The sequence below is a fragment of the Paraburkholderia sp. A1RI_3L genome, from assembly GCF_048957895.1.
In the GTDB taxonomy this organism is placed as follows: Bacteria; Pseudomonadota; Gammaproteobacteria; order Burkholderiales; family Burkholderiaceae; genus Paraburkholderia; species Paraburkholderia kururiensis.
Genome location: NZ_JARCHA010000024.1, coordinates 1 through 26,485, shown reverse-complemented (window position 1 = coordinate 26,485; position 26,485 = coordinate 1). Strand labels below are relative to the sequence as shown.

Sequence of the window (26,485 nt, the reverse complement as noted above, 5' to 3'; positions counted from 1 at the left end):
GTGGACCTTCAACGCCGCGGCGTCACCCAACGGAACGTGAGATTCACGCGTTCGCCGCGTACGTCTGGCGCTTTCGGCACGCGGTGCCGCCATTCGGCCTGCGTCCTGCCGCGCATCACGAGCAGGCTGCCCCCCTTCAACTGGAAAGAGCGCACCACGCCCGTCGCGTTGTGCCGCAAATCGAAGCGTCGCGTCGCACCCAGACTGACCGATGCGATGACCGGTTCCGGCCCGAGTTCAGGCTCGCGGTCGGCATGCCAGCCCATGCTGTCCGTGCCGCTGCGGTAGCGGTTGAGCAGCACGCTGTTGAAGCGCACGCCGCACACCGCTTCGGCCGCCGCTTTCAGCGCAGCCACGGCCGGCACCCACGGCTGCGGCACATTGCGAATGCCGGAATACACGTAGACCGCGTCGGGCTCGCCTTGCCATGCCGTCAGGCGCGGCAGCGGCACGCGCCCGGCGGGCGTGCCGATGGTGTCCTGCTGCCATGCAGTCTGCGCGATCACGTCGTCGAGCGCGCGCGACGCCTCGGCGGGCGTGAGCCAGTCGGGATACCAGGCGACATCGGGTTGTGCAGCGTCGTCGAACAGATCGAACATGGCAGAGCGTGTAGCTGGACGTAACGAAAAAGGTTCGGAAAAACCGGGGGGCGCGGATAAAAACGTCTGCGTCGATCGTTATTATGGCGCTTGAAAAGCACGTACCTTCCCGCGCCTTGCTGTGTCGTTCGCGTGCGAGCCTGCATCCGGTCGCGGCCCTTCCACCTCCACGTCAAGAGGTTCCGATCATGATTCTTTCCGACGACACGCTCGACCAGTTGTTTCGCAAAGCGCGCACCCACAGCGTGTGGCGCGACGAACCTGTGGACGACGCGTTGCTGCATCGCATCGTCGAACTCGCGTTGCTTGGACCGACGTCGGCCAACTCGAGCCCCGGCCGCTTCGTGTTCGTGAAATCGCGCGAGGCGAAAGAGAGGCTGCGGCCCGCGCTCGCCCCGGGCAATGTGGACAAGACGATGGCGGCGCCGGTCACGGTGATCGTCGGCATGGACATGGCCTTTTACGAGCACTTGCCGAAGCTGTTCCCGCACGCCGATGCGCGCAGCTGGTTCGCCGGCAACGATGCGGCCATTGCCGACACCGCGTTTCGCAACGCCTCGCTGCAGGGCGCGTACCTGATCGTCGCGGCGCGGGCGTTCGGGCTCGATGCGGGACCGATGTCCGGCTTCGACAAGGAACGGGTGGACGCGGCGTTCTTCGCCGGCACCGCGGTGAAGTCGAACTTCCTCATCAACCTGGGCCACGGCGACGCATCGGCGCTGCATCCGCGCAACCCCCGGCTCTCGTTCAACGAAGCGGCGAAGATCGTTTAGCGGCCTTCGTTTAGCACCGGCTCACGCGAACAGCGCGATGTAGAACACCACCGCACCCACCAGCGCACCGAGAAAGCAGAACCCCTCGGGCGGCTCGTCGGTGCTCGTGCGCAGCCAGGCGGCCGCGACACCGAAGAGCCCCGCGATGCCGAGCGCCACGAACACCATCACGGCGTCGAAGAGCGCGGTGCGTCCCAGCTCCGAGAAGGCGATGTGCCGCACGCCGTACCAGACGCCCACCGCCATCAGCGAAAGCACGACGAGCGGCAGCATCACATGACTGCCTTCGTGCCCGAGATGGTGCGTCGAGTGCGCGTGATGACCGTGGTGAACCAGCCTTGTCATTCTCATGGTTGTCTCCCCCCCCGCCGTCCGACGGCGATCGAACGCGCTGCCGGCCGAAAAACGTGCGCAGGACGGTGGTCCGCGCTTTAGGAGCTTGAAGAAGCTCGAGACCCGTGGCGGCAGGGTTCCATTCGAGAATAGTCGATGGCGGCTCTGTTTCAAAGCCTGCTTAATTCGGACCCCAACATAGATTTCGGCGACGCGGGGTGCTGTCGCGCCGGCGGCTCTCCAAGGCGTCAGCCCGCTCCGATACTGCTCTGATACTGCTCTGATACCGCACCGCACCCAACCCGCACACAGCCGCGTGCGCCCGCGCCATCCCGCCGTTTTTGCGTAGCCGGCAGCCTGTAGCGACTCTGGGTAGAATCATTGCAGCCAACGCTTTCGCGGACGCTGCCGCGTGCTTCGCGGCGGCGTCCAGGCTGTGCACTTGCGCGACCGGCCCTGCCGCCGCATGCCGCACTGCCTCCCCTGCAAGGCGCCCCTTCCCCCTCCGTTCACCGCCCGTATGCGACGCTTCTCCTCGTTTTTCATCCGTTTCATCGTCATCGGCGTGCTACTGCACGTGTATGTCGGCTTCCGGCTGATTCCGGACCTGGCCGTCTCGCCCACCGGCAAGTGGCTCGCCGGGCTGTACCTCGTGCTCTCGTGCCTGCTGATTCCGCCCGGCATGCTGGCGCGCATGATCGAGCGCCAACCGCTCGCGGACCGCCTCGCCTGGATCGGCCTTTCCGCGATGGGCTTCTTCTCGTCGCTGCTCGTCGCCACCTTCCTGCGCGACGTGCTGCTCGCCTCCTTGCTGACCATCGACGCCATCTGGCCGCACGTGCTCGCGCTCGCGCGCTGGCGCACTGACACGGCCGCGTTCGCCATCGCGCTTGCCGTGGCGTTCTCGGTCATCGGCCTCGTCAATGCGCGGCGCCGCGCGCGCGTGGTGACCATCGACGTGCCCATCGAGCAACTGCCCGAGGCGCTGGAAGGCTTCACCATCGTCCAGATCAGCGACATCCACGTGGGCCCCACCATCAAGAACGACTACGTGAATGCGATCGTCGACGAAGTGAACCGCCTTGAGCCCGACCTGATTGCCGTGACCGGCGACGTGGTGGACGGCAGCGTGGACCAGCTCGCCGACCACACGCGACCGCTCGGCCGCCTCGCCGCGCGGCACGGCGCCTACTTCGTGACGGGCAACCACGAGTACTACTCGGGCGCCCATGCGTGGATCGACGAATTCCAGCGCCTCGGCCTGCGCGTGCTGCTCAACCAGCACGCGGTGGTGGAGCACGAAAGCGCGCGCGTGGTAGTAGCCGGCGTGACCGATTATTCGGCGGAGCAGTTCGACCCCGAACATCGCAGCGACCCCGCGGCCGCCCTGCACGGCGCGCCGCCCGATGCCCGCGTGAAGATTCTGCTCGCGCATCAACCGCGTACCGCGCTCGCCGCCGCGCAGGCGGGCTACACGCTGCAGCTTTCCGGCCACACCCACGGCGGCCAGTTCTTCCCCTGGAATTTCTTCGTGCGCCTGCAGCAGCCTTTCACGGCGGGCCTCGCGCGCCTCGACGGGCTGTGGGTTTACACGAGCCGGGGCACCGGCTACTGGGGGCCGCCGAAAAGATTGGGCGCGCCGTCGGAAATTACCCGGCTGCGGCTGGTCAAAGGGCTGGTAGCGGCTTTGTAAGCCGACCGTATACTTCCTGCATCCCTTTTTCGACCGGTTCGCCGCGCTGGCCCGTTACGCCTGTTATGTCCGTTACGGCCCGCGCGGCGAGCACCGCTCCCGCCCATGGACAACAAGAAGAACCTGAACCAGACGTCGTTTCACCTGTTGCTGCTCGCGGTGTCCATCGCGCTGTGCCTGATTCTGCTGCCCTTCTTCAGCACGATTCTGTGGGCCGCGATTCTCGCCATGATCTTTCAGCCCGTGCAACGCTGGCTGCTTGCGCGGCTCGGCCGGCGGCGCAACCTGGCGGCGCTCGTGTCGCTGCTGATCTGCGTGGTGCTGGTGATCCTGCCGTTGATGCTGGTGGCGGGCACCCTCGTGCAGGAAGTGGTCACGGCCTATACGGCCATGAAGTCGGGCGGGTTGAACTTCGGCGAGTACTTCAACCAGATGGTGCACATGGCCCCCGCGTGGCTGCAACGGCTGCTCGACCGGCTGGGCGTGTTCGACCTGCATGGCCTGCAGCAGAAGCTCACCGCGGGCGCAGCGCAGATCAGCCAGTTTGTCGCCACGCAGGCGCTCTCCATCGGGCAGAACACGCTGCAATTCCTGGTGAGCTTCGGCGTAATGCTGTACCTGTTCTTCTTTCTCGTGCGCGACGGTCAGACCATCTCGCGCATCGTGCGCGACGCGATTCCGCTCGACCGCGACCGCAAGCAATATCTGCTGCGCAAGTTCACCACCGTCATTCGCGCGACGGTGAAGGGCAACGTGGTGGTGGCGCTCGTGCAAGGCACGCTGGGCGGCCTCGCGTTCTGGGTGATCGGCATTCAGGGCGCGCTGCTGTGGGGCGCGCTGATGGCGCTGCTTTCGCTGCTGCCCGCTATCGGCGCGGCGCTCGTCTGGGCGCCGGTCGCGATCTATTTCGTGCTGACCGGCGCGCTCGCGAAGGGCATCGGGCTCTTTCTGTTCTGCGCCCTCGTGATCGGCACCGTCGATAACGTGCTGCGGCCCGTGCTGGTGGGCAAGGACACGCGCATGCCCGACTGGGTGATCCTGATCTCGACGTTGGGCGGCATGTCGCTCATCGGCATCAACGGGTTCGTGATCGGCCCGCTCGTCGCAGCCCTCTTCATCGCCTGCTGGGACCTGTTCGCTCGCGACAAGCGCGAAGCGGACAACGAATGAGCGGGCTCGCTCGATACACGTAAGGTCGAACGCACCGGCTTGAACGCACAGCTCGAACGCACAGCTTGAACGCGTCAAACAGCCACGCGTGCAACGCACCCGCTCAAGTCGACGCGCGAGCCGGCAACGTGGTGCGCCCCGCGCGCCGCGGCTGCGCGGGTTCGCTCGACGGCGCCGGTTGCGCGCCACCGCCGGCCGCCACTGAAAAGCCGAACGTGTTGATGCCGCCTTCGCTGCGCACAAACACGCTGCCGTTGTGCATCTCGGCCACGGCCTTCACGATGGAGAGCCCCAGACCGTGGTTTTCGCGGCTATTCGAGCGTGCTTCCTGCAAACGGTAGAAGCGGTCGAAGATGTGCTCGCGCGCCTCGGCGTCGATCGGCTCGCCCGGATTCGACACGGCAATCTCCACATGCTCGCGCTGCTGCACGATGGCGACGTGCAGCATGGTGCCCGCCGGCGAATGCTGGAGGGCATTCACGAGCAGGTTGCTCATGGCGCGGCCGAAAAGCGACGTATTGACGGGCGCACGCGCGTCGCCGTGCATCGTGACATGCAGTTGCGCCTCTTCGAGCGGAATCTCCAGGAACTCCAGCATGCGCGCCACCTCGCCTGCGAGCGAGACTTCGATCAGGCCGCTCGCGCGTTCGCCGCGATCGCAACGCGAGAGGAACAGCATGTCGTTGACGATCACCTTCAGCCGCTCGAATTCCTCGAGGTTCGATTGCAACGTCTGGCGCAACTGCATGACGGAGCGGTCGCGCGTGAGGGCCACCTGGGTCTGGCCGATCAGGATGCTCACGGGCGTGCGCAGTTCGTGGGCAACGTCGGCGTTGAACGATTCGAGCCGTTCGTAGGCGCGGTCCAGACGTTCCAGCGCGCCGTTGAACGACGTCGCCAGTTCGTGCAGTTCTTCGGGCAACTCGTCGGAATGCAAACGCTGCCGGCGATTCACGGGGCTCAGTTGCGTGGCCTCTCTCGACAGACGCGTGAGCGGCGCAAGGCCGAAGCGCGTAACGGCCCGGCTCAGCAGCAGCACGACGAGCGTCGCGAGCGCGATCAGCAGGCCGAGCGCCACGCCGATGCGATGCAGCATGCGTTCGGTGCGTTCGCAGTCGCTTGCCACCACGAGCTTGAGGTTGGGACGCTCGCCGGCGCCCGGTATGTCGTAGGTGGCCGTGATCACGTCGTAGGGATGGCCCGGCAGACGGATCTTCGCGTAGCGGCCTTCAGGCGCCGCAGTCAGCGTGCCCTTGATCGGCGTGCCGAACGTGAAGCGCGGGTCGGGGCTCTCGATGTAATAGCTCGTGTGACTGTCCGGCGTGGAAAGATCAGCCAGCTTTTCCTGCACGAAATGCCATTTCGCGGCGAGCGGCGAATGCGAGACGATCACCGTCGCCACGCGCGAACGCGTGTCGAGCGTGGCGCGCAGCTCGTTGAAGAGTTGTCGCTGCATCATCACGAAGAGCCCCACGCCGACGAGCGTGAAAACGATTAGCGAGACCACCGCGAACATCGCGGAAAGCCGCATGGAAATGGAGCGCTTCATGTTGGCCCTCCCTCTTCGCGAACTTCGAGCACGTAGCCCATGCCGCGGATGGTGTGCAGCAGCTTGGCGGAATGCGGGCCGTCCAGCTTCGCGCGCAGCCGCTTGATGGCGGTCTCCACCACGTTCGCGTTGCTTTCGAAGTTGACGTCCCACACGAGTTCGGTGATCAGCGTCTTCGAGAGAATCTCGCCGCGCCGCCGCGCGAGCACGGAAAGCAGCTGGAACTCCTTGGCCGTGAGATCGAGCCGCACGCCGTCGCGCATGGCACGTCGGCTGATGAGATCCACCTGCAGATCGCCCACCGAAATGACCGTGGATTCCTGCGCCCGCGCACGCCGCGTCAGCGCGCGCAGGCGCTCAACGAGCTCGAGGAACGAGAACGGCTTGGTGAGATAGTCGTCGGCGCCGTCGCGCAAACCGTGCACGCGGTCATCCACGCGGTCGCGCGCCGTGAGCATGATGACGGGCGTCTGCTTGTGTGCGCGCAGCGTGCGCAGCACGCCGAAGCCGTCGAGCTTCGGCAGCATCACGTCGAGAATGATCACGTCGAAGTCGTATTCGATCGCCATCCACGCGCCCTCCTCGCCGTCCATCGCCACGTCGACGATCCAGCCCTGTTCCGTCAGGCCACTGTGCAGATAGTCGACGACCTTGCGTTCATCTTCGATCACCAATACTTTCATATCCCCTTCCTTACGCTTGCGCTCCGCGGTGTGCCGTGCGGGCCGCAGCATGGCGCGTTCACGAAGGCGAGCGCCATGGCACGGGCTGACCGCTTCAGCCGCCGCGCTTGCCTCGGTTGTCTGCGGCTGGACTCACCGCTTGATTTGCGGCTTGATCTGCCGCTTGATTCACCGCTTGATCTGCCGCTTGATTCACCGCCCCGGCCGTCTCGCCACCCGTTCCATCGTGCCCCATGCTGCCCGCGACATGCGCCGTCGCGTCGTCCGCACTCCAGCCACCGCCCAGCGCCTTCGCAAGAAACACCACGAGCGCCGCGCGCTGCCCTTCGATCTGCACTTCCTGGCGCTCGCTCGTGAGCAGTTGCTGCTCGGCGCTGATCACGTCGATGAACGCCGCGAGGCCGCCCTGGTAACGTGCCTCGGCGAGGTCCACGAGCTGGCGCGCATCCACCACCGCCGCGTGCGCCTCCCGCGCGGCTTCTTCGAGCACCGAAAGCCCCGTGACCGCATTCTGCACCTCCTGGAACGCCGTGAGCACGGTCTGCCGATAGTTCGCTTCGGCCGAGGCGTAGCCCGCCTGGGCGAACGCGACGCCCGCCGCACGCTGGCCGCCGTCGAAGAGCACCTGGCTTGCGGACGCACCCACGGACCACACGAGGCTCGGCAAGCTGAAGAGACTCGCGAAGCGCGTGCTTTCCCAGCCGATGCCCGGCGTGAGCGTGAGGTCCGGAAAATACGCGGCGCGCGCCACGCCGATCTGCGCGTTGGCCGCCGCCATGGCGCGCTCGGCGGATGCGACGTCGGGCCGGCGCTGCAGCAGGTCGCTCGGCATGCCCGTGGGCAGCTTCGGCACGGGCAGCGCCTTCACCACGGGCGCCAGCACGAACGTGGGCGCCGGCTGCCCGACGAGCACTGCGATGGCATGCTCGAACTGTGCGCGCTGGTTGATGAGCAACTGCGCCTGGGTGCGCGTGGCATCGAGCTGTGCCTGCTGTTGCAACAGATTGAGCCCCGATACCGCGCCCAGGTCGTGCTGCGCGGTCACGAAATCGAGCGCCTTCTGCTGCAGCACGACGGACCGGTTCACCACGTCCACTTCGTTGTCGAGCTCGCGCAGCGCGAAGTAGTCGGTCGCAAGTTCAGCGGTAAGGACGAGCCGCGCGTTCGCGAGGTCGTCGCCGGCCTGCTGCGCTGAAGCCTTCGCGGATTCGATCGAGCGGCGAATGCGGCCGAACAGATCGGTCTCGTAGCTCACGGTGGGACCGATGGTCAGATCGTTCTGCACCGTGGACATGTTCTGCGTCGCGTAGTTGAGCTTCGGCCGGTTCTGCGAAATGCGCGCGCGCTCTGCGGAGGCGGAGAGATCGATCTGCGGAAACAGCGCCGACGACACGGACGCCAGCGTGGCGCGCGCCTGCGCATAGTGCGCGACGGCCATTTGCAGCGTCTGGTTGTTCGCGAGCGCCTCGATTTCCAGCGTATTCAGTTCGTCCACGCCGAATGCGCGCCACCACTGCGGATCGAGCGGCGCGTGAGACGGCCGCGCCGGCTGCCACCACGTGTCGCCCTGGGCGACGCGCCACGATGCGGGCGCAGTGGTTTCCGGGCGCTGATAGTCGGGGCCCACGGTGCACGCTGCCAGCATCGCCGCCGCAAGCATCGCGGCGGTCGCTCGCATGGTGTTCACGTTCGCTTTCACGGCCTCGCGCTTCACGACGCGGCTCCTCCTTGCGATGGCGCTGACTTTGCATGGGCACCGTCCGTGCTATCCGCAGTGGCCTGGCGCGCCTGAGCGCCAGGCACGGAGCCCGGCGTGCCCGGTGTGCCAGGCGTGCCCGGCGCACTGCGGCCGCCCGGTTCGCCACGCGCAGGCGTCTGCGCGACGATCACGCTATCGCCGTCCGCGAGCGAATCGCTCGGGTTCACGACGATGCGGTCCTGCGCCGACACGCCCGTGCCGATCACAAGCGACTGCCCCAGGTCCCGCGTGATCGTGACCGGCTGCAAATGCACGCGCCCATTCGCATCCACTACGGCGACGCGCGGGCCTTCCGCGCGAAACAGCAGCGTGTTGCCCGGCACCGTGAGCGTGCCCGGTGCGTCGGTATGCAGCGCCGCCTGCACGTAGGCGCCCGGCATGAGCTTGCCGTCGTGATTGGGCAGCGTGATCTCGACCTGCAGCGAGCGCGTGGCGACGTCGATGGCGTCCGCGGTACGCGTAACGGTGCCGTCGAACGTCGTGCCCGGCAACTCGGCCTGGGTCACGCTCACGTGCTGCCCGCGCGCGACCTGTTGCGCGTAGGCCTGCGGCACCTGCACGTAGAGTCGCAGCGGATCGGCCTGGGCAATGGCGAACAGCGCGCGCCCCACGCCGCCATTGCCCGCGTTGATGAGGTCTCCCACGTCGATATTGCGTTGCGTGATGACGCCCGTGATGGGCGCCACGATGCGCTGGAACGACTTCAGCTGCGTGAGACGGCGCACGTTCGCATCCGCTGCCGCGAGGTTCGCGACGTCCTGGTTGTAGGCGCCCTGGCGGTCGTCAAGTTCCTGCTGCGCGACCGCATCGCGCTCGCGCAACTGCCGTGCGCGATCGAACGAGGTCTTCGCGAGCGCGAGCGTGGAGGCCGACTGCTCGCGTTGCGCGATGGCCTGCGCGAGTTCCTGGTCGATCTCAGGCGTATCGAGTTCGGCGAGCAACTGACCCTGCTGCACGTGCGCGCCGATATCGGCATACCAGCGCACCACGTAGCCGCTCGCGCGCGAGTAGATAGGCGACTCCACATAGCCGCGCAGCGTGCCGGGCAGCACGAGCCGGCCGTCGTCGCCCGCGGGCACGGGACGCACGACGGTCACGTACTGGCGCGCGTTCTGCTCGGTCATGCCTTCGAGCCGGCGCGCGTCGCGCAGGTTGGCGAGGATCGTGTGCGTCGCGCCGGCCGCAAGCAGCAGCGCGACGAGCAGCACCGCGATGCGGCCGCGCCGCCACACGAGGCTGCGCGACGGCAGGTCGAGGCCGCCCTCGCGCGTACTCGCCTGGATGTCCAGAGAGGAGTGATGTTGGTGGTCGTTCATGTCGTCAATCGATCGATGTGGGCCGTCGGGGTCGGGCCGCATTCAGTGGCCGCCGCGCGCGCCGTCGTGGTCGTTGCCGTCGCCGCTTGCATGCGAACGCGGGCCGGTCATGTCGTCTCCTCCTCTTTCGCCCGCACGGGCCGCAGCGCGCCGCGCGAGCCGGCTGTGCACGCCGGCGAACACGAGCGGCACGAACAGCAGCGTGGAAACCGTCGCGAACAGCAGCCCGCCGATCACGGCGCGCCCGAGCGGCGCGTTCTGCTCCGCGCCTTCGCCGAGACCCAGCGCCATCGGCACCATGCCGATCATCATGGCGAGCGCCGTCATCATCACCGGACGAATGCGCGTGGCGCCCGCTTCGAGCGCGGCGGTGAGCGGCGGCGCGCCCGCCGCCAGGCGCTGCCGCGCGAACGACACGACGAGAATGCTGTTGGCGGTCGCCACGCCCACGGTCATGATGGCGCCCGTAAGCGCCGGTACGCTCAGATGCGTGCCCGTCACGAACAGCATCCACGCAATGCCCGCGAGCGCCGCAGGCAACGCGCTGACGATGATGAGCGGGTCGGCCCACGACTGAAAGTTGACGACGATGAGCAGATAGACGAGCACGATGGCCATCGCAATGCCAACGCCCAGGCCGAGATACGACGAACGCATCGTGCTCACCTGACCGCGCATCGTGATCGTCGTGCCGCGCGGCGCCGTGGCCTGCACGCCGGCAATGCGCTCCTCGATCTGCCCCGCCACCGAACCGAGATCGCGTCCCTCCACGCTCACCAGCAGATCGATGACGGGCCGGATGTTGTAGTGCGTGACCACCGCGGGATTCGTGTGCGCATCCAGCTGCACAAGATTGCCGAGCAGTTGCAGCGGTGCGTCGGCGCGCGCCGAAACCGGCGTGTTGAGCAACTGCCCGACCGACGCCACGTTGTACTGCGGCGTCTGCACGGCGAGCGGATATTCCACGCCATTGGCGGGATTCACCCAGAACGCGGGCGAGGTCTGCGAGCTGCCGGACAGCGAAATCAGCACGTTCTGCGCAACGTTTTGCGCGTTGAGGTTCAACTGCTGCATGCGCGTGCGGTCCATCACGAGCCCGAGCGCGGGCTCGTCGTTGCGCTGCGCGATGTGGGCGTCCACAGCGCCCGGCAATTGGCGGACCTCTTTCAGGAGGCGACTTGCCAGCGCCATGTTGGCGTCCTGGTTCGCGCCGATCACCTGCACGTCGATGGCCGCGGGCTGCCCGAAGTTGAGGATCTGCGTGATGATGTCCGCAGGCTGGAAGAAAAACTCGACGCCCGGAAAACGCTGCGGCAACAGCATGCGCAGACGGTCGATATAGGTGCGCGACGGCGGGTGCCCGTCCTTGAGCGCGACCTGGATTTCGCCGTCGAGCGTACCGATGGTGCCCGCGTTGCTGTACGAAAGATTGATACCGCTATACGGCAGCCCCAGGTTGTCGACGATGGTCGCGAGTTGCACGGGCGGAATCACTTCGCGAATGGTGCTCTCGACTTCGTCCGCGAGCCGCGCCGTTTCTTCGATCCGGTAGCCCGTGGGCGCACGCATGTGCAGGCGAATGTCGCCGGCATCCACGCTCGGGAAGAAGTCGCGGCCCAGCACGAACACGAGCCCGAGCGAGAGCACGCAGAAGCCGAGAAACGCGCTCGCGTAGAAGCGCCGGCGCGCGAGCAGCAGACTCAGCAGCACGATATAAGCGGAGCGGATGCGCTCGAACGCACGATCGAAGCCATGATGGATGCGCTCGAACCGCGAAGGCGCCGCACTCGCCGCAGCCTTGCGGTGCGAGAGCAGCAGCATGGCGAGCGTCGGCACGAGCGTACGCGAGAGCACATACGACGCGATCATCGCGAACACCACCGCTTCCGCGAGCGGCACGAACAGATAGCGCGCCACGCCGGTGAGGAAGAACATCGGCACGAACACGATGCAGATGCACAGCGTGGAGACGAGCGCCGGCACGGCGATTTCGCCCGCGCCCTCCAGAATGGCGTCGTGCAGCGGCGCGCCGAGATGCAGATGGCGCTCGATGTTCTCGATGGTGACGGTGGCGTCGTCGACCAGTATCCCGACCGCGAGCGCGAGACCACCCAGCGTCATGATGTTGATGGTCTCGCCGAGCGCATCGAGCGCAAGCAGCGAAGAGAGAATAGAAAGCGGAATGGACACCGCGATGATCACCGTGCTGCGCCAGTTGCCGAGAAAGAGCAGGATCATCATCGCGGTGAGCGCGGCGGCGATCAGCGCCTCGCGCAACACGCCCTGCACCGCCGCGCTCACGAACACGGACTGGTCGAAGAGCGGCGTGATCTTGAGGTCTTGCGGCAGCGTATCGCGCACATGCGGCAGCAGCGACTTCAGCGTGTTCACGACCTGCAGCGTGGACGCGTCGCCGCTCTTGAGAATGGAGATCAACACGCCGCGCCGCCCGTCCTGGCGCACCACGTTGGTTTGCGGCGAAAAGCCGTCGCGCACGTGAGCCACTTCGCCCAGATACGTGGTCGCGCCGTTCACGGTCTGCACGGGAATGCGATTGAGACCGGCGATGGTGTCCGGCGACGCGTTCATGTCCACGCGGTACTCGGTCTGCCCGAGCTTCGCGGTGCCGGTGGGCAGGATCAGGTTCTGCGCGTTGACGGCGTTCACGACGTCTGCGGGCGTGAGGCCTTTCGACATCAGCGCCTGCGAATCGATATCCACGGAAATGAGCCGCGTCTTGCCGCCGTAGGGATACGGCACCTGCGCGCCCGGGATCGTGATGAGCTGCGGACGCAGGAAATTCATCGCGATGTCGTTGAGCACCTGCTCGCTCATCGTGTTGCTCGAGAGCCCGAGCTGGATCACCGGAATGCTGGACGCCGAATAACTGATGACGAGCGGCGGCGTGGCGCCCGGCGGCATCTGGCGCAACTGCGCCTGTTCCGAGGCCACGGTTTGCGCGATGGCGGTCTGCAGGCTCGCGCCGGGCTGCAGGAACAGCTTGATGATGGCGATGCCCGGCAGCGATTGCGATTCGATGTGCTCGATGTTACTGACCGTCGTGGTCAGCCCGCGTTCGTTCACCGACGTGATGCGGTCGGCCACGTCTTTCGCCGAAAGCCCCGTGTAGTTCCAGATGATGCTGATGACGGGGATGTTGATGGACGGCAGCACGTCGGTTGCCATGGTCATCAACGCGAACGGCGTGGCCAGCAGAATCATGATGGCCATCACGATAAACGTGTATGGCCGCTTTAACGCGAGATTGACGATCCACATGTGACAGCGTCGGGCAGGAACAAAAGGCGGTCATGCCCAGGCGCGGGCGGTTCCGCATGATAGGAAAGCGCGCGGGGCGTGCCGATGACGCCAAAATGGCGCGGCTGTCAGGAAAGACGCATGCCGCAACGGCAGCTTGCCGTTGCACGAGCGCCGATCCTGCCTCTTCGAAGAGAACAGGACGGGCGTGGGTGCTTCGGTACGTTGTCGGCGATTCAGTGCGTGAATCAGTTCACGAGGCGCAGTCGCTCGGCTTCGCGGATGTCGCGTACGTCCCGCACATCGCGTACATCGCGCGATGCACGGTGACGCATGCCGAATTCGGCGAGCCTGCCGTCGTGCGCACGCAGCGCGGCTTCCTGCTCCGTGAGCATCTGCGGCACGCTCTTGCGCAGGAATTCGACGAACGTGCGGATTTTTGCGTCGACGTAGCGACGCGACGCATAGAGCGCGTAGACGTTGAACTGTTGCAGGCGATGCGCAGGCAGCACGTGCACAAGCGAGCCGTCGGCGAGGCCCGGCAGCGCAACCGGTACCGGCAGCGGACCGATGCCCATGCCTTCGCGAATCGCAATGGCAAGCGCCTCGGGGCTGTTCACCTGGAGCGAGGTCAAGCCCGCGTGGCGAAAACGCTCGCCGTCCGCGCCAATGGAGACCCACTGGCTTGCAGGCAACCCGGCCTCGGTCAGATGCACGCAGGTGTGCCGCTCGAGGTCCGCGAACGAACGCGGCGCGCCGTGCTTCACGAGGTAGTCGGGCGAGGCGCAAAGAATGGCCGAGGTGGTGCCCAGATGCTGCGAAATCAGCGCGGAGTCTTCGAGTTCCGCAGCCACGACGATCGAGACGTCGAAGCCCTCTTCCACGACGGCGGGCATGCGCTGCGACAGCGTGAGGTCGACGGAGACTTCCGGCGCGTGCTGACGATAACGCGCAATGAGCGGCACCACGTAATGGCCGAAACTGGATGCGCCATAGACCTTCAGGCGGCCTGCGGGGTTGGCCTGGGCATCGGCGGCTTCGGCTTCGGCCTGGTCGATCTCGGCGAGAATCCGCTCGCAGCGCTGCAAGTAGCGCTCGCCCGCCTCGGTGAGTGACATGCGACGCGTGGTACGGTTCAGAAGGCGCGTGCGCAGCCGCGATTCGAGGTCCGTGATGGCCCGCGAGACCTGAGCCGTCGTCATGGCCTCGTTCGAGGCTGCCTTCGTGAAACTGCCCGACTCCACCACTCTTACAAACATCCGCATGTTGCGCAGCGTATCCATTGCCTACTCCTGTCCATCCGGTTTCGTGCCAGTCTGGAGAATGGACGAGAGGGGGTGACTGGATGCTGACCCGTTGATGACAACGGTGTCAGTTTTGCCGGCAAGCTCGGGCAAACGCGAAGTGCCGACCTGAACGCCGCGCTTTTTCGTTCGATGTTCGATCGAACATCAAAAGGCTTGACGACGCTCGTTTACGAACATACGATGCGGATCAGGTAGCCATAACATCAGTCATCAGACAACTAGAATCACGCAGTGCGCGGCCCGAAGCGCTGGGCTGGAGTCGATGCCTGATCGGCATGAAAAGCCCGTGCAGATTCGCCGAAGACCCCTCTCCCCGGCGTTATCGAGAGGGTCGCGACGCCGGGCGTTCGGCCGATCAAGTTGTGTGACAACCTACCAGCCGAACGGCCGACAACCGTCGCGGCATCAAAGAGAGAGCCGCCTTGTTCGATCGCGCCCTTCATTCAGCGCGGCGGCAAGGACGAGCAAACGAGACAAACAGGATGGAGACAACTTTGAAAACGATTAAAGGTCTGCGCTGGTGGATCATCGTGCTCGTCTGCCTCGGCACGATCATGAATTACGTCGCGCGCAACTCGCTCGGCGTGCTCGCGCCGGAACTCAAGCACGTGCTCAACATGTCGACCCAGCAGTACTCGTACGTGGTCGGCGCGTTTCAGATCGGCTACACGCTCATGCAGCCCGTGTGCGGGATCATCGTGGACCTGGTCGGGCTGCGGCTCGGCTTCGCGCTATTCGCGGCGCTGTGGTCGGCAAGCGGCGTGATGCATGGGTTTGCGACGGGCTGGATGTCGCTCGGCGCCATGCGCGGCCTGCTCGGCCTCTTCGAAGCCGCGGCCATTCCGTCGGGCATGAAAGCCGTGGCCGAATGGTTTCCGGACAAGGAAAAGTCCGTGGCGGTCGGCTACTTCAACGCGGGCACCTCGCTTGGCGCGCTCATCGCGCCGCCTTTCGTGATCTTTCTCTCGCTGCGCCTCGGCTGGCAATCGGCGTTCATGGTGACGGGCGCGCTCGGCTTCGTATGGGCCGCGCTCTGGTACGCGCTCTACCGCTCGCCCGCAAAGCACGACCGCATTTCGGGCGACGAACTCGCGCTCATCAAGGACGGCCAGACCCAGGCACCGCCCGCCAGCAAGCGCCCCGTGCGCGACATCCTGACTTCGCGCCGCTTCTGGGCCATCGCGCTGCCGCGCTTTTTCGCGGAACCGGCCTGGCAGACGTTCAGCTTCTGGATCCCGCTCTATCTCGCCACCGAGCGGCACATGGATCTCAAGCAGATCGCCATCTTCGCGTGGCTGCCGTTCCTCGCCGCCGACCTTGGCGGCATACTGGGCGGATATCTGTCGCCCTTCCTGATGAAGCACTTCCGTATTCCGCTCGTGTGGTCGCGCGTGGCCGGCGTGGTGCTGGGCGCCTTCATGATGGTCGGGCCGGCCTGCATCGGGCTCGTCGCGTCGCCGTACACGGCCATCGCGCTGTTCTGCGTGGGCGGCTTTGCGCACCAGATGATTTCGGCGCTCGTCAACACGCTCTCCGCGGACGTGTTCGACCCCGACGAAGTGGCCACCGCGAGCGGCTTCGGCGGCATGGCGGCGTGGACCGGCGGACTCGGCTTTTCGCTGGTGGTGGGGGCGCTGGCCGATCGCGTCGGGTTCGGTCCGCTGTTCGCCTGCCTTGGCGCGTTCGACCTGATCGGGGCCGTGCTGCTGATCTTGCTGATTCGCGGTCAGACGCGACAGGAACGTGCGCTGTCCGCTGCGTGAACCGCATTCGTATTCGAATCGAGGAAATTTGATGACGTCGTTACTGCATCCGCCTGTCTTCGAACTTGCGCAACGAGAAGGCAATACGCTGCGTCTCGTGAGCGAGATGGGCCCGGTGATCGAGATCTTCGTGCTGGAAGAGGACATCGTCCGCGTACGGGTGCTGCCCGACGGCGCCGTGCGCAGTCCGCGCACGTGGTCGATCGCGCCGGGTGTGGACGACGTGCCGCTCGAAGGTCGCGAGCGGCTGGACCTCTCGGGCTTCGCATTGCCGCGCTTCTCGCTGCGAGAAGAAGCGGAGCGGATCGTCGTGGAGACTTCGCAGGTGCGGCTCGAGGTGGCGCTGCAAGGCGGCTATTGTGCGTGGTCGTTGCGCCGCGAAAACACGTGGCAGCCCGTGATGCAGGATCGCGCGACCCAGGCCTACAACTTCGGTTGGTGGGATGACCGCGCGTATCACTACCTGAGCCGCGAAAAAGGCGAGATGTATCTGGGCCTCGGCGAACGCGCGGGCGAGCTGGACCGCGCCGGGCAGCGCTACACGATGGTGAACGTGGATGCGATGGGCTACAGCGCACGCACGACGGATCCGCTCTACAAGCACATTCCGTTTTATCTCACATGGCGGCGCGAAGCGTCGCTCGGCTTCGGGCTTTTCTACGACACGCTCGCGGACTGCACCTTCGACATGGGCCGCGAACTCGACAACTATCACGGCCACTACCGCTATTTCGTGGCGGAGCATGGCGACCTCGACTATTACTTCATCGCTTCGCCGGATACGCCGCTTGCCGCGGTGCGCCGCTTCACGTGGCTCACAGGGCGCCCGGCGTTGATGCCGAAATGGGGCCTCGGTTACTCGGGCTCCACCATGACCTACACCGATGCGCCGGATGCACAGCGGCGCATGGGCGAGTTCATTGAACGCTGCCGCGAGCACGACATTCTCTGCGATTCGTTTCATCTTTCTTCGGGCTACACATCGATCGGCGCGAAGCGCTACGTGTTCAACTGGAACCACGAAAAATTTCCCGACGTGGAAGGCTTCGTGCGCGGCTACCTGGAACATGGCGTGAAGCTGTCCGCGAACATCAAGCCGTGCCTGCTGCAGGACCATCCCGAGTTCGGTCTGGCTCACGCCGAAGGTTTGCTGATCCGCTCTGCCGACGGCAAGCCCGCATGGGTCCAGTTCTGGGACGAAGTGGGCGCGTATCTGGACTTCACGAATCCGGCCGCCATCGCGTGGTGGCGCGAACACGTCACGGACGCCCTGCTGCGATACGGCATCGCCGCCACATGGAACGACAACAACGAGTTCGAGATCTGGTCGCCCGATGCCATCGCGCATGGCTTCGGTGCGCCGTTCCCCGCGCGTGAAGCCAAGGTGCTGCAAACCATGTTGATGATGCGCGCCTCGCGCGACGCGCAGCGCGCGTGGGCGCCGCAACAGCGTCCGTTCCTCGTCTCGCGTTCGGGCGGCGTCGGCATGCATCGCTATGTGCAGACCTGGTCGGGTGACAACTACACGTCGTGGGAAACGCTACGCTACAACCTGAAGATGGGGCTGGGCCTCGCGATGTCGGGCGTCTCGAACATCGGTCACGACATTGGCGGTTTCTCGGGCCCCGCGCCCGAACCCGAACTGTTCGTGCGCTGGGTACAGTTCGGCATCCTGATGCCGCGCTTCTCGATTCACTCATGGAACGACGACGGCACCGTCAACGAACCGTGGATGTATCCCGAGACCACCTCGCACGTGGCCGCGCTCATCAAACTGCGCTATCGCTTCATTCCTTACCTGTACCAGTTGCTCTGGAACTCGACGCAGCATTACGAGCCGGTACTGCGGCCCGTGTTCGCCGAATTCCCGAACGACGCACGCTGCCCAACGGACAGCGACGACATGATGGTTGGCCGCGCGCTGCTGTTCGCTCCGGTGGTGGAGCCGGGGCAAATCGCGCGCACGGTGTGGCTGCCCGAAGGCGCGCGCTGGGTGTCGTACTGGAGCGGCGAAACCTTCGACGGTGGCCAGCACGTCACCCTGCCTGCGCCGTGGGATCAGCCCGTCGTGCTCGTACGCGAAGGCAGCGTGGTGCCGCTCAACGTGGCCGAACAGCATTTCGCGAGGCCGGCGGAACGACGTGCGTTCATCGTGGTGCCACAGGAAGGCACGGGCGTCACGACAGCCGAATGCATCGAGGACGACGGCGAAAGCGAAGCCTGGCGAGACGGCACGGTCGGCTTCTGGCAAGTGCGTGCAGAAGGCGACGACGAAACGCTCGCGCTCTCCGTTGCATGGGCCGGGCGCATGGAGCGGCCAACTCAGCTCCTCGGGCCTGTCGAGGTCTGGCTGCCCGCGTCGGAATCGAGGCGCATCGTCGCGAAAACCGGAGCGCTCGTTTCGCAGCACGCCGAAGGAGGCTGGAAGCGGGTGATGATCGAAACGATCGAAGCGGCCGCATGACATGACACGGGCAGGCTGCTCGCGCCTGCCCTGAACGCGCGCCTCAAAGGTTGACGTCGCTTTGCCGCGGCCCCTACAATCCGGCCCATCGCCGAACAGGAAACCTCATCTTGGACAGTAGCTGTAGTCGACCCACAGCCCGCTCCGCCCGCTGATCCGCAAGCTCCGCGTCAGATTCTCTTCTGCCGCCGTCTTGCCTGCCGGGCAGGACGGTGTGCGTCGCCGTTATTCCTTTCCAGTCGCTGTTGCACGCTCGCCGTGCGACGTCCCACGCGTGGGCTCATCGCGCGTGCCGGGCGTTCGCTCGTGAGCGCGTGGTTTCCGGTCGGCCTTCGCATGCGTGTCATGCATGCCGTTCAACATGCGATAACGACCACAAGAAAACGATGACTCTCGAATTTGCCCTGCGGCTCGCCGCCGCTTTCGCCTGTGGCGTCGCCATCGGCCTCGAACGCCAGATGCGCCAACGTACCGCCGGCCTGCGAACCATCACGCTCGTCGCCAGTGGCGCCTGCCTCTTCGTCACGCTCGGCGTACTCACCGGAAACGGTGTGGCGGGCGTCACGCAGATCGCGGCTTATGTCGTGTCGGGCGTTGGCTTTCTGGGCGGCGGCGTCATCATGCGCGACAAAGGATCCATCCAGGGGATCAATACGGCGGCCACACTGTGGTGCTCCGCGGCCGTCGGCGTGTTGTGCGGATCGGGCCATTACTTGCCGGCATTTGCGGGCACGGGCGTCGTGCTGCTCACCAACACCGTGCTGCGAGACGTGAGCCGCATGATCAATGCGACGCCCGTTTCCGCTGCGGACCTCGTGCAGCTCTACGCGCTCACTATCGTGTGCCGCGAAGAAGACGAGATTCATATTCGCACGGCGATTTCGAACTCGATGTACGCAGCGCCGCTATCGTTTCAGAGCTTGACGAGCGAGGACGTGGCGGACCAGCCCGGACGTATTCGCGTGACAGCGACGTTGAAGCTGCATCCGAAGGACCAGTCGAAGCTGGAACTCATGGCGAGCCGCCTCAGCATGGAGAAAAGCGTGTCGAGCGTCAGCTGGACGGCGGCGGAAGCAGAGCCGGCCCCGGAATAAGACGATTCAACTTCGTCGTGTTGAACCTACGGTGTCCGAATGACTGCAGTCGATGCCACGACTGCTTTCAATTCCCTCACAGCCCATCGTGCCGGCCCGGCAAAGAATTTCAGATAATGTCAAATCGGGTCGCAACGTGTGGACGCGTTCTGTGCGTTCGTCTAAGCTCCCTTTCACCGTGAATTCTTCACGTCAACATGGAGCAACAACATGGAACACGGCATCATCGCCTGGCTCATCATCGGCGCAATCGCAGGCTGGCTGGCCGGACTTCTGGTCAAGGGCGGCGGCTTCGGACTGATCGTCGATATCATCGTCGGCATTGTCGGCGCGTTCATTGGCGGATGGCTCGCGCGCGTTCTCGGCATCTCGATCGGCGGCGGATGGATCAGCTCGATCATTACCGCGCTTATCGGCGCCGTCATCCTGCTGTTCGTCATCCGGCTCTTCCGACGAGGCTAGAACCGGTTGGCGAGAGGCCGGGCGCTGCAAGGCGCCCGGCCTTTTCTTTTTTCGGGCCTGTTTTCAGGCTCTGCGCGCCTCGGCAGCCGGCACCGCACCGAAGCCATCGGGCAGCATCGAGCCACTTCCTGCCAGCCGCAGATGCCATGCAAACGCCTGATTCAACTGGTGCGGCGTCTGCCCTCCTCCCCGCAACGCTTCCCTGTAGTAATCGAGCAGCAGATCGCGGTAGAGCGGATGCGCGCAGTTGCGGATAATCTGCTGCGCCCGCTCGCGCGGTGCGAGCCCACGCAGGTCCGCCAGACCTTGCTCCGTCACGATGATGTCGACGTCGTGTTCGTTGTGATCGCAGTGCGGCACCATCGGCACGATGCTCGAGATGCGGCCGCCCTTCGCCACCGACTTCGTCGCGAAGATCGCGCACGAAGCATTGCGCGCGAAATCACCGGAACCGCCAATGCCGTTCATCATGTGCGTGCCGCCCACGTGCGTGGAATTCACGTTGCCGTAGATATCGCATTCGAGCGCAGTGTTGAGCGCGATAAGCCCAAGCCGGCGAATCACCTCGGGATGGTTGCTGACTTCTTGCGGACGCAGCACGAGCCGGTCGCGATAACGATCGAGTTCGCCGAACACCTGCTTCTGACGCGCGGCCGACAGCGTGATGGACGCGCCGGACGCGAACGTGACCTTGCCTTCGTCGAGCAGATCGAAGGTGGAGTCCTGAAGCACTTCTGAATAGATCGTGAGGGCTTCGAACGGCGACGAGACGAAGCCGGATAGCACAGCGTTGGCAATCGTCCCGATGCCCGCCTGCAACGGCGGCAACGCGGAAGGCATGCGTCCGCGTGAAACCTCGTGTTGCAGGAACTCGATGAGATGGCCCGCGATTTGCGCGGTTTCTTCGTCCGCCGGCAATACGGTGGACGAGCTGTCGGGCGTGTCGGTCAGGACGATGGCCGCGATCTTGCTGGGCGGGATCTCGATTGCGGTCTGCCCCACGCGATCCTGAGGACGCACGATGGGAAGCGGATCGCGATGCGGCCGGCGCCCCGGAATCCAGATGTCGTGCAGCCCTTCCAATGCGAGCGGCTGCGCGAGATTGATTTCGACAATAACGCGCTCCGCGAGAATGGCGAAGCTCGCCGAATTGCCCACAGAGGTGGTCGGCACGATGCCGCCGGTTTCCGTGATCGCCGCTGCTTCGATGATTGCGAGATCGAGCTTGCCGAGCTGGTTGGCACGCAGCATCTCCACCGTTTCGGAAAGATGCTGGTCGACGAACATCACTTCGCCGCGGTTGATGGCCTGGCGCAGCGTCGCGTCCACCTGAAACGGCAAGCGACGCGCGAGCACACCCGCCTCGGTCAGCATGCGATCGACATCGTGGCCAAGCGAAGCGCCGGTCATCAGCGTAATACGCAGCGGCTCGTTCGCTTCACGTGCGCGCCTCGCAAGCGCAATCGGAACGGCCTTCGCATCGCCGGCGCGTGTGAAGCCGCTCGCGCCTACGCGCATGCCGTCGTTCACGAGTTGGGCAGCCTCTTCGGCCGATGTGATTTTTTCGCGCAGCGCGGCGCAGCGGATGCGATCGTCGTACATGAATCTTGTCTCCAGTGTCACCCGGTCTTGCCGTCACCGCTTGCTGCGGTTTCTGATGCGGCGCCCGAGCTCTTTCGATGTGGCCGGGAACGCAGACCGGACCCTGTTCTTGAAGGAACGGCTAGGCCGTGGCGTGGTGTCATCTGGCGTCATGCGTGTGCTCGCGCCGCGGCCCGTCTTGCACCATGCAATGCAACCTTGCAGTCGCACCATGGGCGTCGTGTTGCGTGCTTAGCTACCGAAGTAGATGTTGCAGAAGCTGACGGGACCAACGCACTCGTCCGTTTTCGAACGCTGCTTCACGGACTCCCGCCCTGCGGCCGATGCGGCGCCTTCCTGGTGCGAGCCAGCGACCTCGGCAACCTGTTGGGTCTTCTCGGGAGCGTTGTTGTTCGAGGATTGCGCTTGCGCGACGCCGGCGAGCGTAGAACAAACGATGGTGCAAGTTACAGCGGCGATATTCAGCAATTTCATTGTGTTTCTCCAGTTCGTACGGTTACTGCGTGGCAGTGCGAACACTATAGGACTGGGTCTGTCTGAGATTAAGAAGGCGGCCTGGAAGGCATATTTCCAGGCGGCGGCAAGATTCGATGCCGGCATGCTCATCGGGCCGCTGCGATGGACCATGCGGAACGCGGCGAACGCATACGAAGCGTGCCGAGCGGCGCGTCGCGATCGAGCAGCGCTGTGCGGATGAAGTGCAGGCAACTCAGCATGCGCTGCAGGTCGTGCCGCCGGTCGCGATCGTGGCGAAGACGATCGAGTACGTCCTGCGCCACCCACGTGGCGGCACGAACGGCAAGCAATGCGCGCACGAGGCGGCGTTTATCGGGTCGCGCGAAGAGACGCGCGATCTCGCCTCTCAGGTCGTCGATGCTCGCGTTCCAACGCGAGTTCATCTGGTTCACGTACGCCGCCGCCGCGCATTCTTTGCGCAGATCGATGATGGCATGGCCGACCTCGAGCGTGACGAGCATCCATCGCAGTGCATCGCGATGCCTTCGCGAGCGTCGCGTGAGCAACATGCGCAACTGAAACATCAAGTCGTGCGTGCCGGACTGGAAGCGTCGATTGAGTCCAGGCAGCACACCGTGGCATGCGAATACGCCCTGCCTTCTCAGATCTCCACACATGCGGTCGATCAGCCAGCCCATGTCTGGAGGAAACACGACGGCGAATCCAACCGAGGCGGCGAGCATGGACGCCACGATCGCCATGCCGTTGTTGATGAGCGGCATCGGAGCGTAGGCGATGACGTTGTCGGGCCCCGCGAGCAGACAAAAGAACACGGAGAAGCCGACGCCGTAGCCTGCAATGCCCCGACGGGTCATCAGGAACGCACCTGCAGCGAGCACCGGTGTGAGTGCAGCGCATAGGAGCGGAAAGCCGTCGATGGCGGGGTACACGAAACTGGTGAATACGTACCCCGCTGCCGTGGCGAACAAGGCCCCCACGGCCATCTGAAATGCGAGGCGCGTCGCATTCGGCGCCGACGACGTGAGCGCACAAGTGAGCGCCGCGCCCGTGAGGGCGAGACTGCCGCTGGGCCAGTCGGTCTCGATCCAGAACCATCCCACCATGGCCATGACCAGCGCTGTCCGCAGGAACATGAACGCGACGACATAGCCATTCGTCTTGTTCATGTAGGGGGCAATGCCCGGCTCGCGGCTTACGTTGTCTTCGATAGCAAGCGATGCATAGGTGTTCGCATAGAGCATGAACTCGCTGACAAAGCGGTAGAGCAATTCACCCGATGTATCGAAATCAGGCAACAGCGAAGGTGCGCGCGCCTCGACGGCATGGCGTGTCGACCGCATGCGTTTCGGCAGCGACGCCTGGAACGTCCCGAGTGCCGCAGACACGCGGCTGGCATGCGCGCCATCGCTTTCGCCGTCACGCGGCGGCGCTGACAACAGGCTCGCAAGCTCATGAAAATACGGTTCAACGCTCTCGATCACTTCCCCGCGCCAGTGCAGACGTTTCAGCAGCTGGCGCAACGCATGCAATCGCGCGCACAGGTCCATGAATTCGCTGTTCAACCGCGCGAGATGCTGGCTTCGCATACGAATCGTTGGGTCCTCGAAGGCAGCGAACACTCGCGTGGCTTCGAAACCTACGATCGCATCGACGAGATTGGCAAAACGGCGCTCGAAGGTACCGCGAGGCAGCCGGGTTGAAAGCACGCTTGAGGCGAGCGCGGTAAAATTCGCATACCGCACATGTAGCGTCCGCAGTAGCAGCGTGCTGGTCTGCATTGGTACGATCAATGCACTGACTGCACTCGAGCACACGATGCCAACTGCTACTTCCGCTGCACGTCCGAGCGCCGCAAGATAAAGTGCATTTGGCTGCATCACGAGCGGAGTGCCGATCAGCGCCGCGGTGTATCCCGCAAGCACGAAGCCGTACCAACGAAAATGTCGATTCCGGACTGCTGCTGCCGTACAGGCAGCAACCCAGACAGTCAAGCCCAATACATACCATTCCGGCTGCTGTACGAATACAGCGCCCAACACGAGCGCCGCGATCGTGCCGACCGCAGTGCCTACGATCCGATAGAAGCTCTTCGCGAGCACCATGCCCGAAAGCGGCTGCATCAGCACGAACACGGTCGTCATCGCGATGCGAGGCTGCGGCAGGTCGAGCAGCATCGCAATGCCCATTGCCCCGAGCACGGCCACTACCGTCTTGAAAAGATGCAGCCAGATAAGGCCTTCGCCCGCTCCCCACTCACGGGCCGCGCGCTTGATGGCTTGCAGCATTGCTGCGCTGCGCCGATGCAGAGGCGACGTGCGCGAGATCGCCTGCTGCCGGTTCATGAAATGCACGACATTCCGCTCCGGCTGTTCCAGGAAATGAAGCCGGCAACGGCAAATACATACCGGCTGGACGGCGCCGATTGTAGGAGTGCCCCGCGCACGAATTAACGGGACATGCAGAGAACGTCCGTTATGGAATGCACAACAATGCCGTCGTGTGTCAGGCGGACAATATCGCTTCTTTATTGATCAAGAAGGGTTGATGGATACGTTACAGAATATGCGGGTGTTCGTCCGCGTCGTTGAAGCCGGCAGCTTTACCGCCGCCGCGCAATCCCTGAACTCGACCACCGGTGCAATGTCGCGTGCAGTGTCCGAACTCGAGGCGCACCTGCGTGCACGGCTACTCAATCGTTCGACAAGAAGACTCGCGTTGACGACGGCAGGCGAACGCTATCTGGAGCGGTGCCTGCACATTCTTGCAGACGTCGGTAAGGCTGAAGAGGAAGCAAGTTGCGCACATGAACGTCCCAGCGGCGCATTGCGCATGCACAGCTATGCCAGCATTGGTCAGCACTACGTGTTACCGGCGATCTCGCGCTACCGTGCACAGCATCCTGAAGTGACCGTCGAGCTCACGCTCTCGCAACGCATGCCGGATCTGTTCGAAGGCAGTGCAGACGTCGCAATTGTCACCGCTGCATCCCTGCCCAACTCGGATCTCGTCTCGCATGAACTGGGCTCTACGTGCAGCGTGCTTTGCGCGTCGCCCGCCTATATACGCTCAAGAGGTGTGCCGCAGTCGCCGGCCGATCTCGCCCGCCACGAGTGTTTGATTCTGAAAACGCCCGCATTCCCCGCACACGAATGGGTGCTCGATGGGCCCGAAGGCAGTGAGCGAATGGAAGTCGACGGACCGGTCCAGGTGAATATTGCGGAGTGCCTCGTGGTGGCGATTCGGGAAGGCATGGGAATCGGCATGTTGCCCGTTTATGCGGCAATCAACGGGTTGCGCGACGGCACGCTCATGCGAGTGCTGCCCGAGCATACATTGCAGAAGATGAACATCTACGCGCTCTATCCGTCGCGCAAATTCGTCGATGCAAAAACGAAGACGTGGGTTGAATTTCTCCGGACACATCTGCCCAAGGTCCTCGCGCGCGATAAGGCGCTGCTCGACGAGCTCTCCCAGGCGCAATTGGACGAAACAGTCGTTCCGATGCCCGCCTCGACGACGTCCGCGCCTGCACCGGCTTTGGCAATAAAGGAGTGAAGTATCGTGCAGCGAAGCGGTCATTCAGCGCAATGCATGAGCTGCAATGCACGGCGCTTCACTTCACCTTCCACTGAAATGTGCTCATCTTGCATTGAGCGCTACAGGACGGCGGAGCGCCTGACCTGCCGCCTGCGCGGCAGGGCCAACAGAAGTTCAGTGAAGTCGGCCGTCGGAGAAGAGTGCTCGATGCGGCGAAGCAATCGTCGGGTTCCTGAAGGAAGCTGCAGGCAGTATGCCGGACAAAGAGCTGCTCAGCGAGCACGGGTTCGGTAACGCTTCGCTTTTATACGTACGGCGGGAGTTCGGCGGGCTGGATGTGTTGGAGGCGCGCCAGAGGACCTAGGGGCAGGGGAACGCGCGGCCGAAGAATCTGGGGGCAGACACGATAGTACATGTGGATGCGTTGCAAGTGGTGGCTAAAGGGAAGCCTGAGCCCGCGAGCCAAATGCAAAGCAACGAGGGGCGACTCCGGAGCGTCGCCCTGCCGTTTTCAGCAGCAGTGTCTGGAGCGGAACATCGGCCAACACTAAACGCTCATGGCGCATTTCAGGAACTGGCTTAAGTGTGGACTTTGCTGGAAGCTGTCGTGGCGAATGCCGGAGGTTTTGGGGCTGCAGTGGGGATG

The 26,485-nt window shown here is 64.5% G+C and carries 19 protein-coding genes; 8 read left to right on the top strand and 11 right to left on the bottom strand.

From position 1 onward, the window contains the following. Positions 1-8: 8 nt before the first annotated feature. Entirely contained in the window at positions 9-599 is a 591-nt protein-coding gene (locus PXJ20_RS31560) for an alpha-ketoglutarate-dependent dioxygenase AlkB family protein (RefSeq protein ID WP_126877553.1), read from the bottom strand. A 188-nt stretch (positions 600-787) separates the two neighbouring features. On the opposite strand from PXJ20_RS31560, the gene PXJ20_RS31555 reads away from it, so the two are divergent. Next, positions 788-1,372, top strand: coding sequence for a malonic semialdehyde reductase (locus tag PXJ20_RS31555; protein WP_421032499.1), 585 nt, complete (start codon positions 788-790; stop codon positions 1,370-1,372). Positions 1,373-1,393: 21 nt separating this feature from the next. Here the strand turns inward: PXJ20_RS31555 and PXJ20_RS31550 are convergent, their stop codons facing one another. Beyond that, on the bottom strand, positions 1,394-1,723 hold the full coding sequence (locus PXJ20_RS31550) for a hypothetical protein (RefSeq protein ID WP_421032500.1): 330 nt from the start codon (positions 1,721-1,723) through the stop codon (positions 1,394-1,396). A 502-nt stretch (positions 1,724-2,225) separates the two neighbouring features. Between PXJ20_RS31550 and PXJ20_RS31545 the strand changes: the two genes are divergently transcribed. Both PXJ20_RS31545 and PXJ20_RS31540 read left to right on the top strand, forming a co-directional pair. Beyond that, a complete protein-coding gene (locus PXJ20_RS31545; RefSeq protein ID WP_421032501.1) occupies positions 2,226-3,398 on the top strand; it encodes a metallophosphoesterase in 1,173 nt (390 codons plus the stop codon). Positions 3,399-3,503: 105 nt separating this feature from the next. Beyond that, positions 3,504-4,568: an AI-2E family transporter gene (locus tag PXJ20_RS31540; RefSeq protein WP_421032502.1), complete on the top strand. Its 1,065-nt coding sequence runs from the start codon at positions 3,504-3,506 to the stop codon at positions 4,566-4,568. A 103-nt stretch (positions 4,569-4,671) separates the two neighbouring features. On the opposite strand, the gene PXJ20_RS31535 is transcribed toward PXJ20_RS31540, so the two are convergent. From PXJ20_RS31535 to PXJ20_RS31510, 6 genes are all read right to left on the bottom strand, one after another. Further along, positions 4,672-6,117 (bottom strand): heavy metal sensor histidine kinase, encoded by a 1,446-nt coding sequence (locus PXJ20_RS31535; RefSeq protein WP_277599631.1) that lies wholly within the window; start codon positions 6,115-6,117, stop codon positions 4,672-4,674. Beyond that, positions 6,114-6,800: a heavy metal response regulator transcription factor gene (locus tag PXJ20_RS31530; RefSeq protein WP_017773624.1), complete on the bottom strand. Its 687-nt coding sequence runs from the start codon at positions 6,798-6,800 to the stop codon at positions 6,114-6,116. Before PXJ20_RS31530 ends, PXJ20_RS31535 begins: the two co-directional genes overlap by 4 nt. Before the next feature lie 94 nt (positions 6,801-6,894). Beyond that, on the bottom strand, positions 6,895-8,478 hold the full coding sequence (locus PXJ20_RS31525; protein ID WP_421032679.1) for an efflux transporter outer membrane subunit: 1,584 nt from the start codon (positions 8,476-8,478) through the stop codon (positions 6,895-6,897). Between the two features lie 32 nt (positions 8,479-8,510). Then, positions 8,511-9,875 carry an efflux RND transporter periplasmic adaptor subunit gene (locus tag PXJ20_RS31520; protein WP_413214499.1) on the bottom strand — a complete coding sequence of 455 codons (1,365 nt, stop codon included), beginning with the start codon at positions 9,873-9,875 and terminating at the stop codon, positions 8,511-8,513. A gap of 42 nt (positions 9,876-9,917) precedes the next feature. Next, positions 9,918-13,154, bottom strand: a complete 3,237-nt coding sequence (locus tag PXJ20_RS31515) for an efflux RND transporter permease subunit (RefSeq protein WP_421032503.1) — start codon at positions 13,152-13,154, stop codon at positions 9,918-9,920. A gap of 227 nt (positions 13,155-13,381) precedes the next feature. After that, entirely contained in the window at positions 13,382-14,416 is a 1,035-nt protein-coding gene (locus tag PXJ20_RS31510; protein ID WP_421032504.1) for a LysR family transcriptional regulator, read from the bottom strand. Between the two features lie 518 nt (positions 14,417-14,934). Here PXJ20_RS31510 and PXJ20_RS31505 point away from each other — a divergent pair. From PXJ20_RS31505 to PXJ20_RS31490, 4 genes are all read left to right on the top strand, one after another. Continuing rightward, the gene (locus tag PXJ20_RS31505) at positions 14,935-16,203 is read left to right on the top strand and encodes an MFS transporter (RefSeq protein WP_017773619.1); all 1,269 of its coding nucleotides are present in this window, start codon (positions 14,935-14,937) and stop codon (positions 16,201-16,203) included. Positions 16,204-16,234: 31 nt separating this feature from the next. Beyond that, positions 16,235-18,667 (top strand): TIM-barrel domain-containing protein, encoded by a 2,433-nt coding sequence (locus PXJ20_RS31500; RefSeq protein WP_421032505.1) that lies wholly within the window; start codon positions 16,235-16,237, stop codon positions 18,665-18,667. 386 nt (positions 18,668-19,053) lie between these two features. Next, positions 19,054-19,761 carry an MgtC/SapB family protein gene (locus PXJ20_RS31495; protein ID WP_421032506.1) on the top strand — a complete coding sequence of 236 codons (708 nt, stop codon included), beginning with the start codon at positions 19,054-19,056 and terminating at the stop codon, positions 19,759-19,761. A gap of 210 nt (positions 19,762-19,971) precedes the next feature. Next, positions 19,972-20,223, top strand: a complete 252-nt coding sequence (locus tag PXJ20_RS31490) for a GlsB/YeaQ/YmgE family stress response membrane protein (RefSeq protein ID WP_017773616.1) — start codon at positions 19,972-19,974, stop codon at positions 20,221-20,223. A 63-nt stretch (positions 20,224-20,286) separates the two neighbouring features. On the opposite strand, the gene PXJ20_RS31485 is transcribed toward PXJ20_RS31490, so the two are convergent. The 3 genes from PXJ20_RS31485 to PXJ20_RS31475 form a co-directional block, all read right to left on the bottom strand. Beyond that, entirely contained in the window at positions 20,287-21,825 is a 1,539-nt protein-coding gene (locus tag PXJ20_RS31485) for an acetyl-CoA hydrolase/transferase family protein (protein ID WP_126877564.1), read from the bottom strand. 231 nt (positions 21,826-22,056) lie between these two features. After that, positions 22,057-22,299 (bottom strand): hypothetical protein, encoded by a 243-nt coding sequence (locus PXJ20_RS31480; RefSeq protein WP_017773614.1) that lies wholly within the window; start codon positions 22,297-22,299, stop codon positions 22,057-22,059. 128 nt (positions 22,300-22,427) lie between these two features. Then, a complete protein-coding gene (locus PXJ20_RS31475) occupies positions 22,428-24,644 on the bottom strand; it encodes an FUSC family protein (protein WP_421032680.1) in 2,217 nt (738 codons plus the stop codon). Positions 24,645-24,846: 202 nt separating this feature from the next. Between PXJ20_RS31475 and PXJ20_RS31470 the strand changes: the two genes are divergently transcribed. After that, complete coding sequence (locus PXJ20_RS31470; RefSeq protein ID WP_033350579.1) at positions 24,847-25,857, top strand: LysR family transcriptional regulator; 1,011 nt, start codon at positions 24,847-24,849, stop codon at positions 25,855-25,857. Positions 25,858-26,485: the final 628 nt, after the last annotated feature.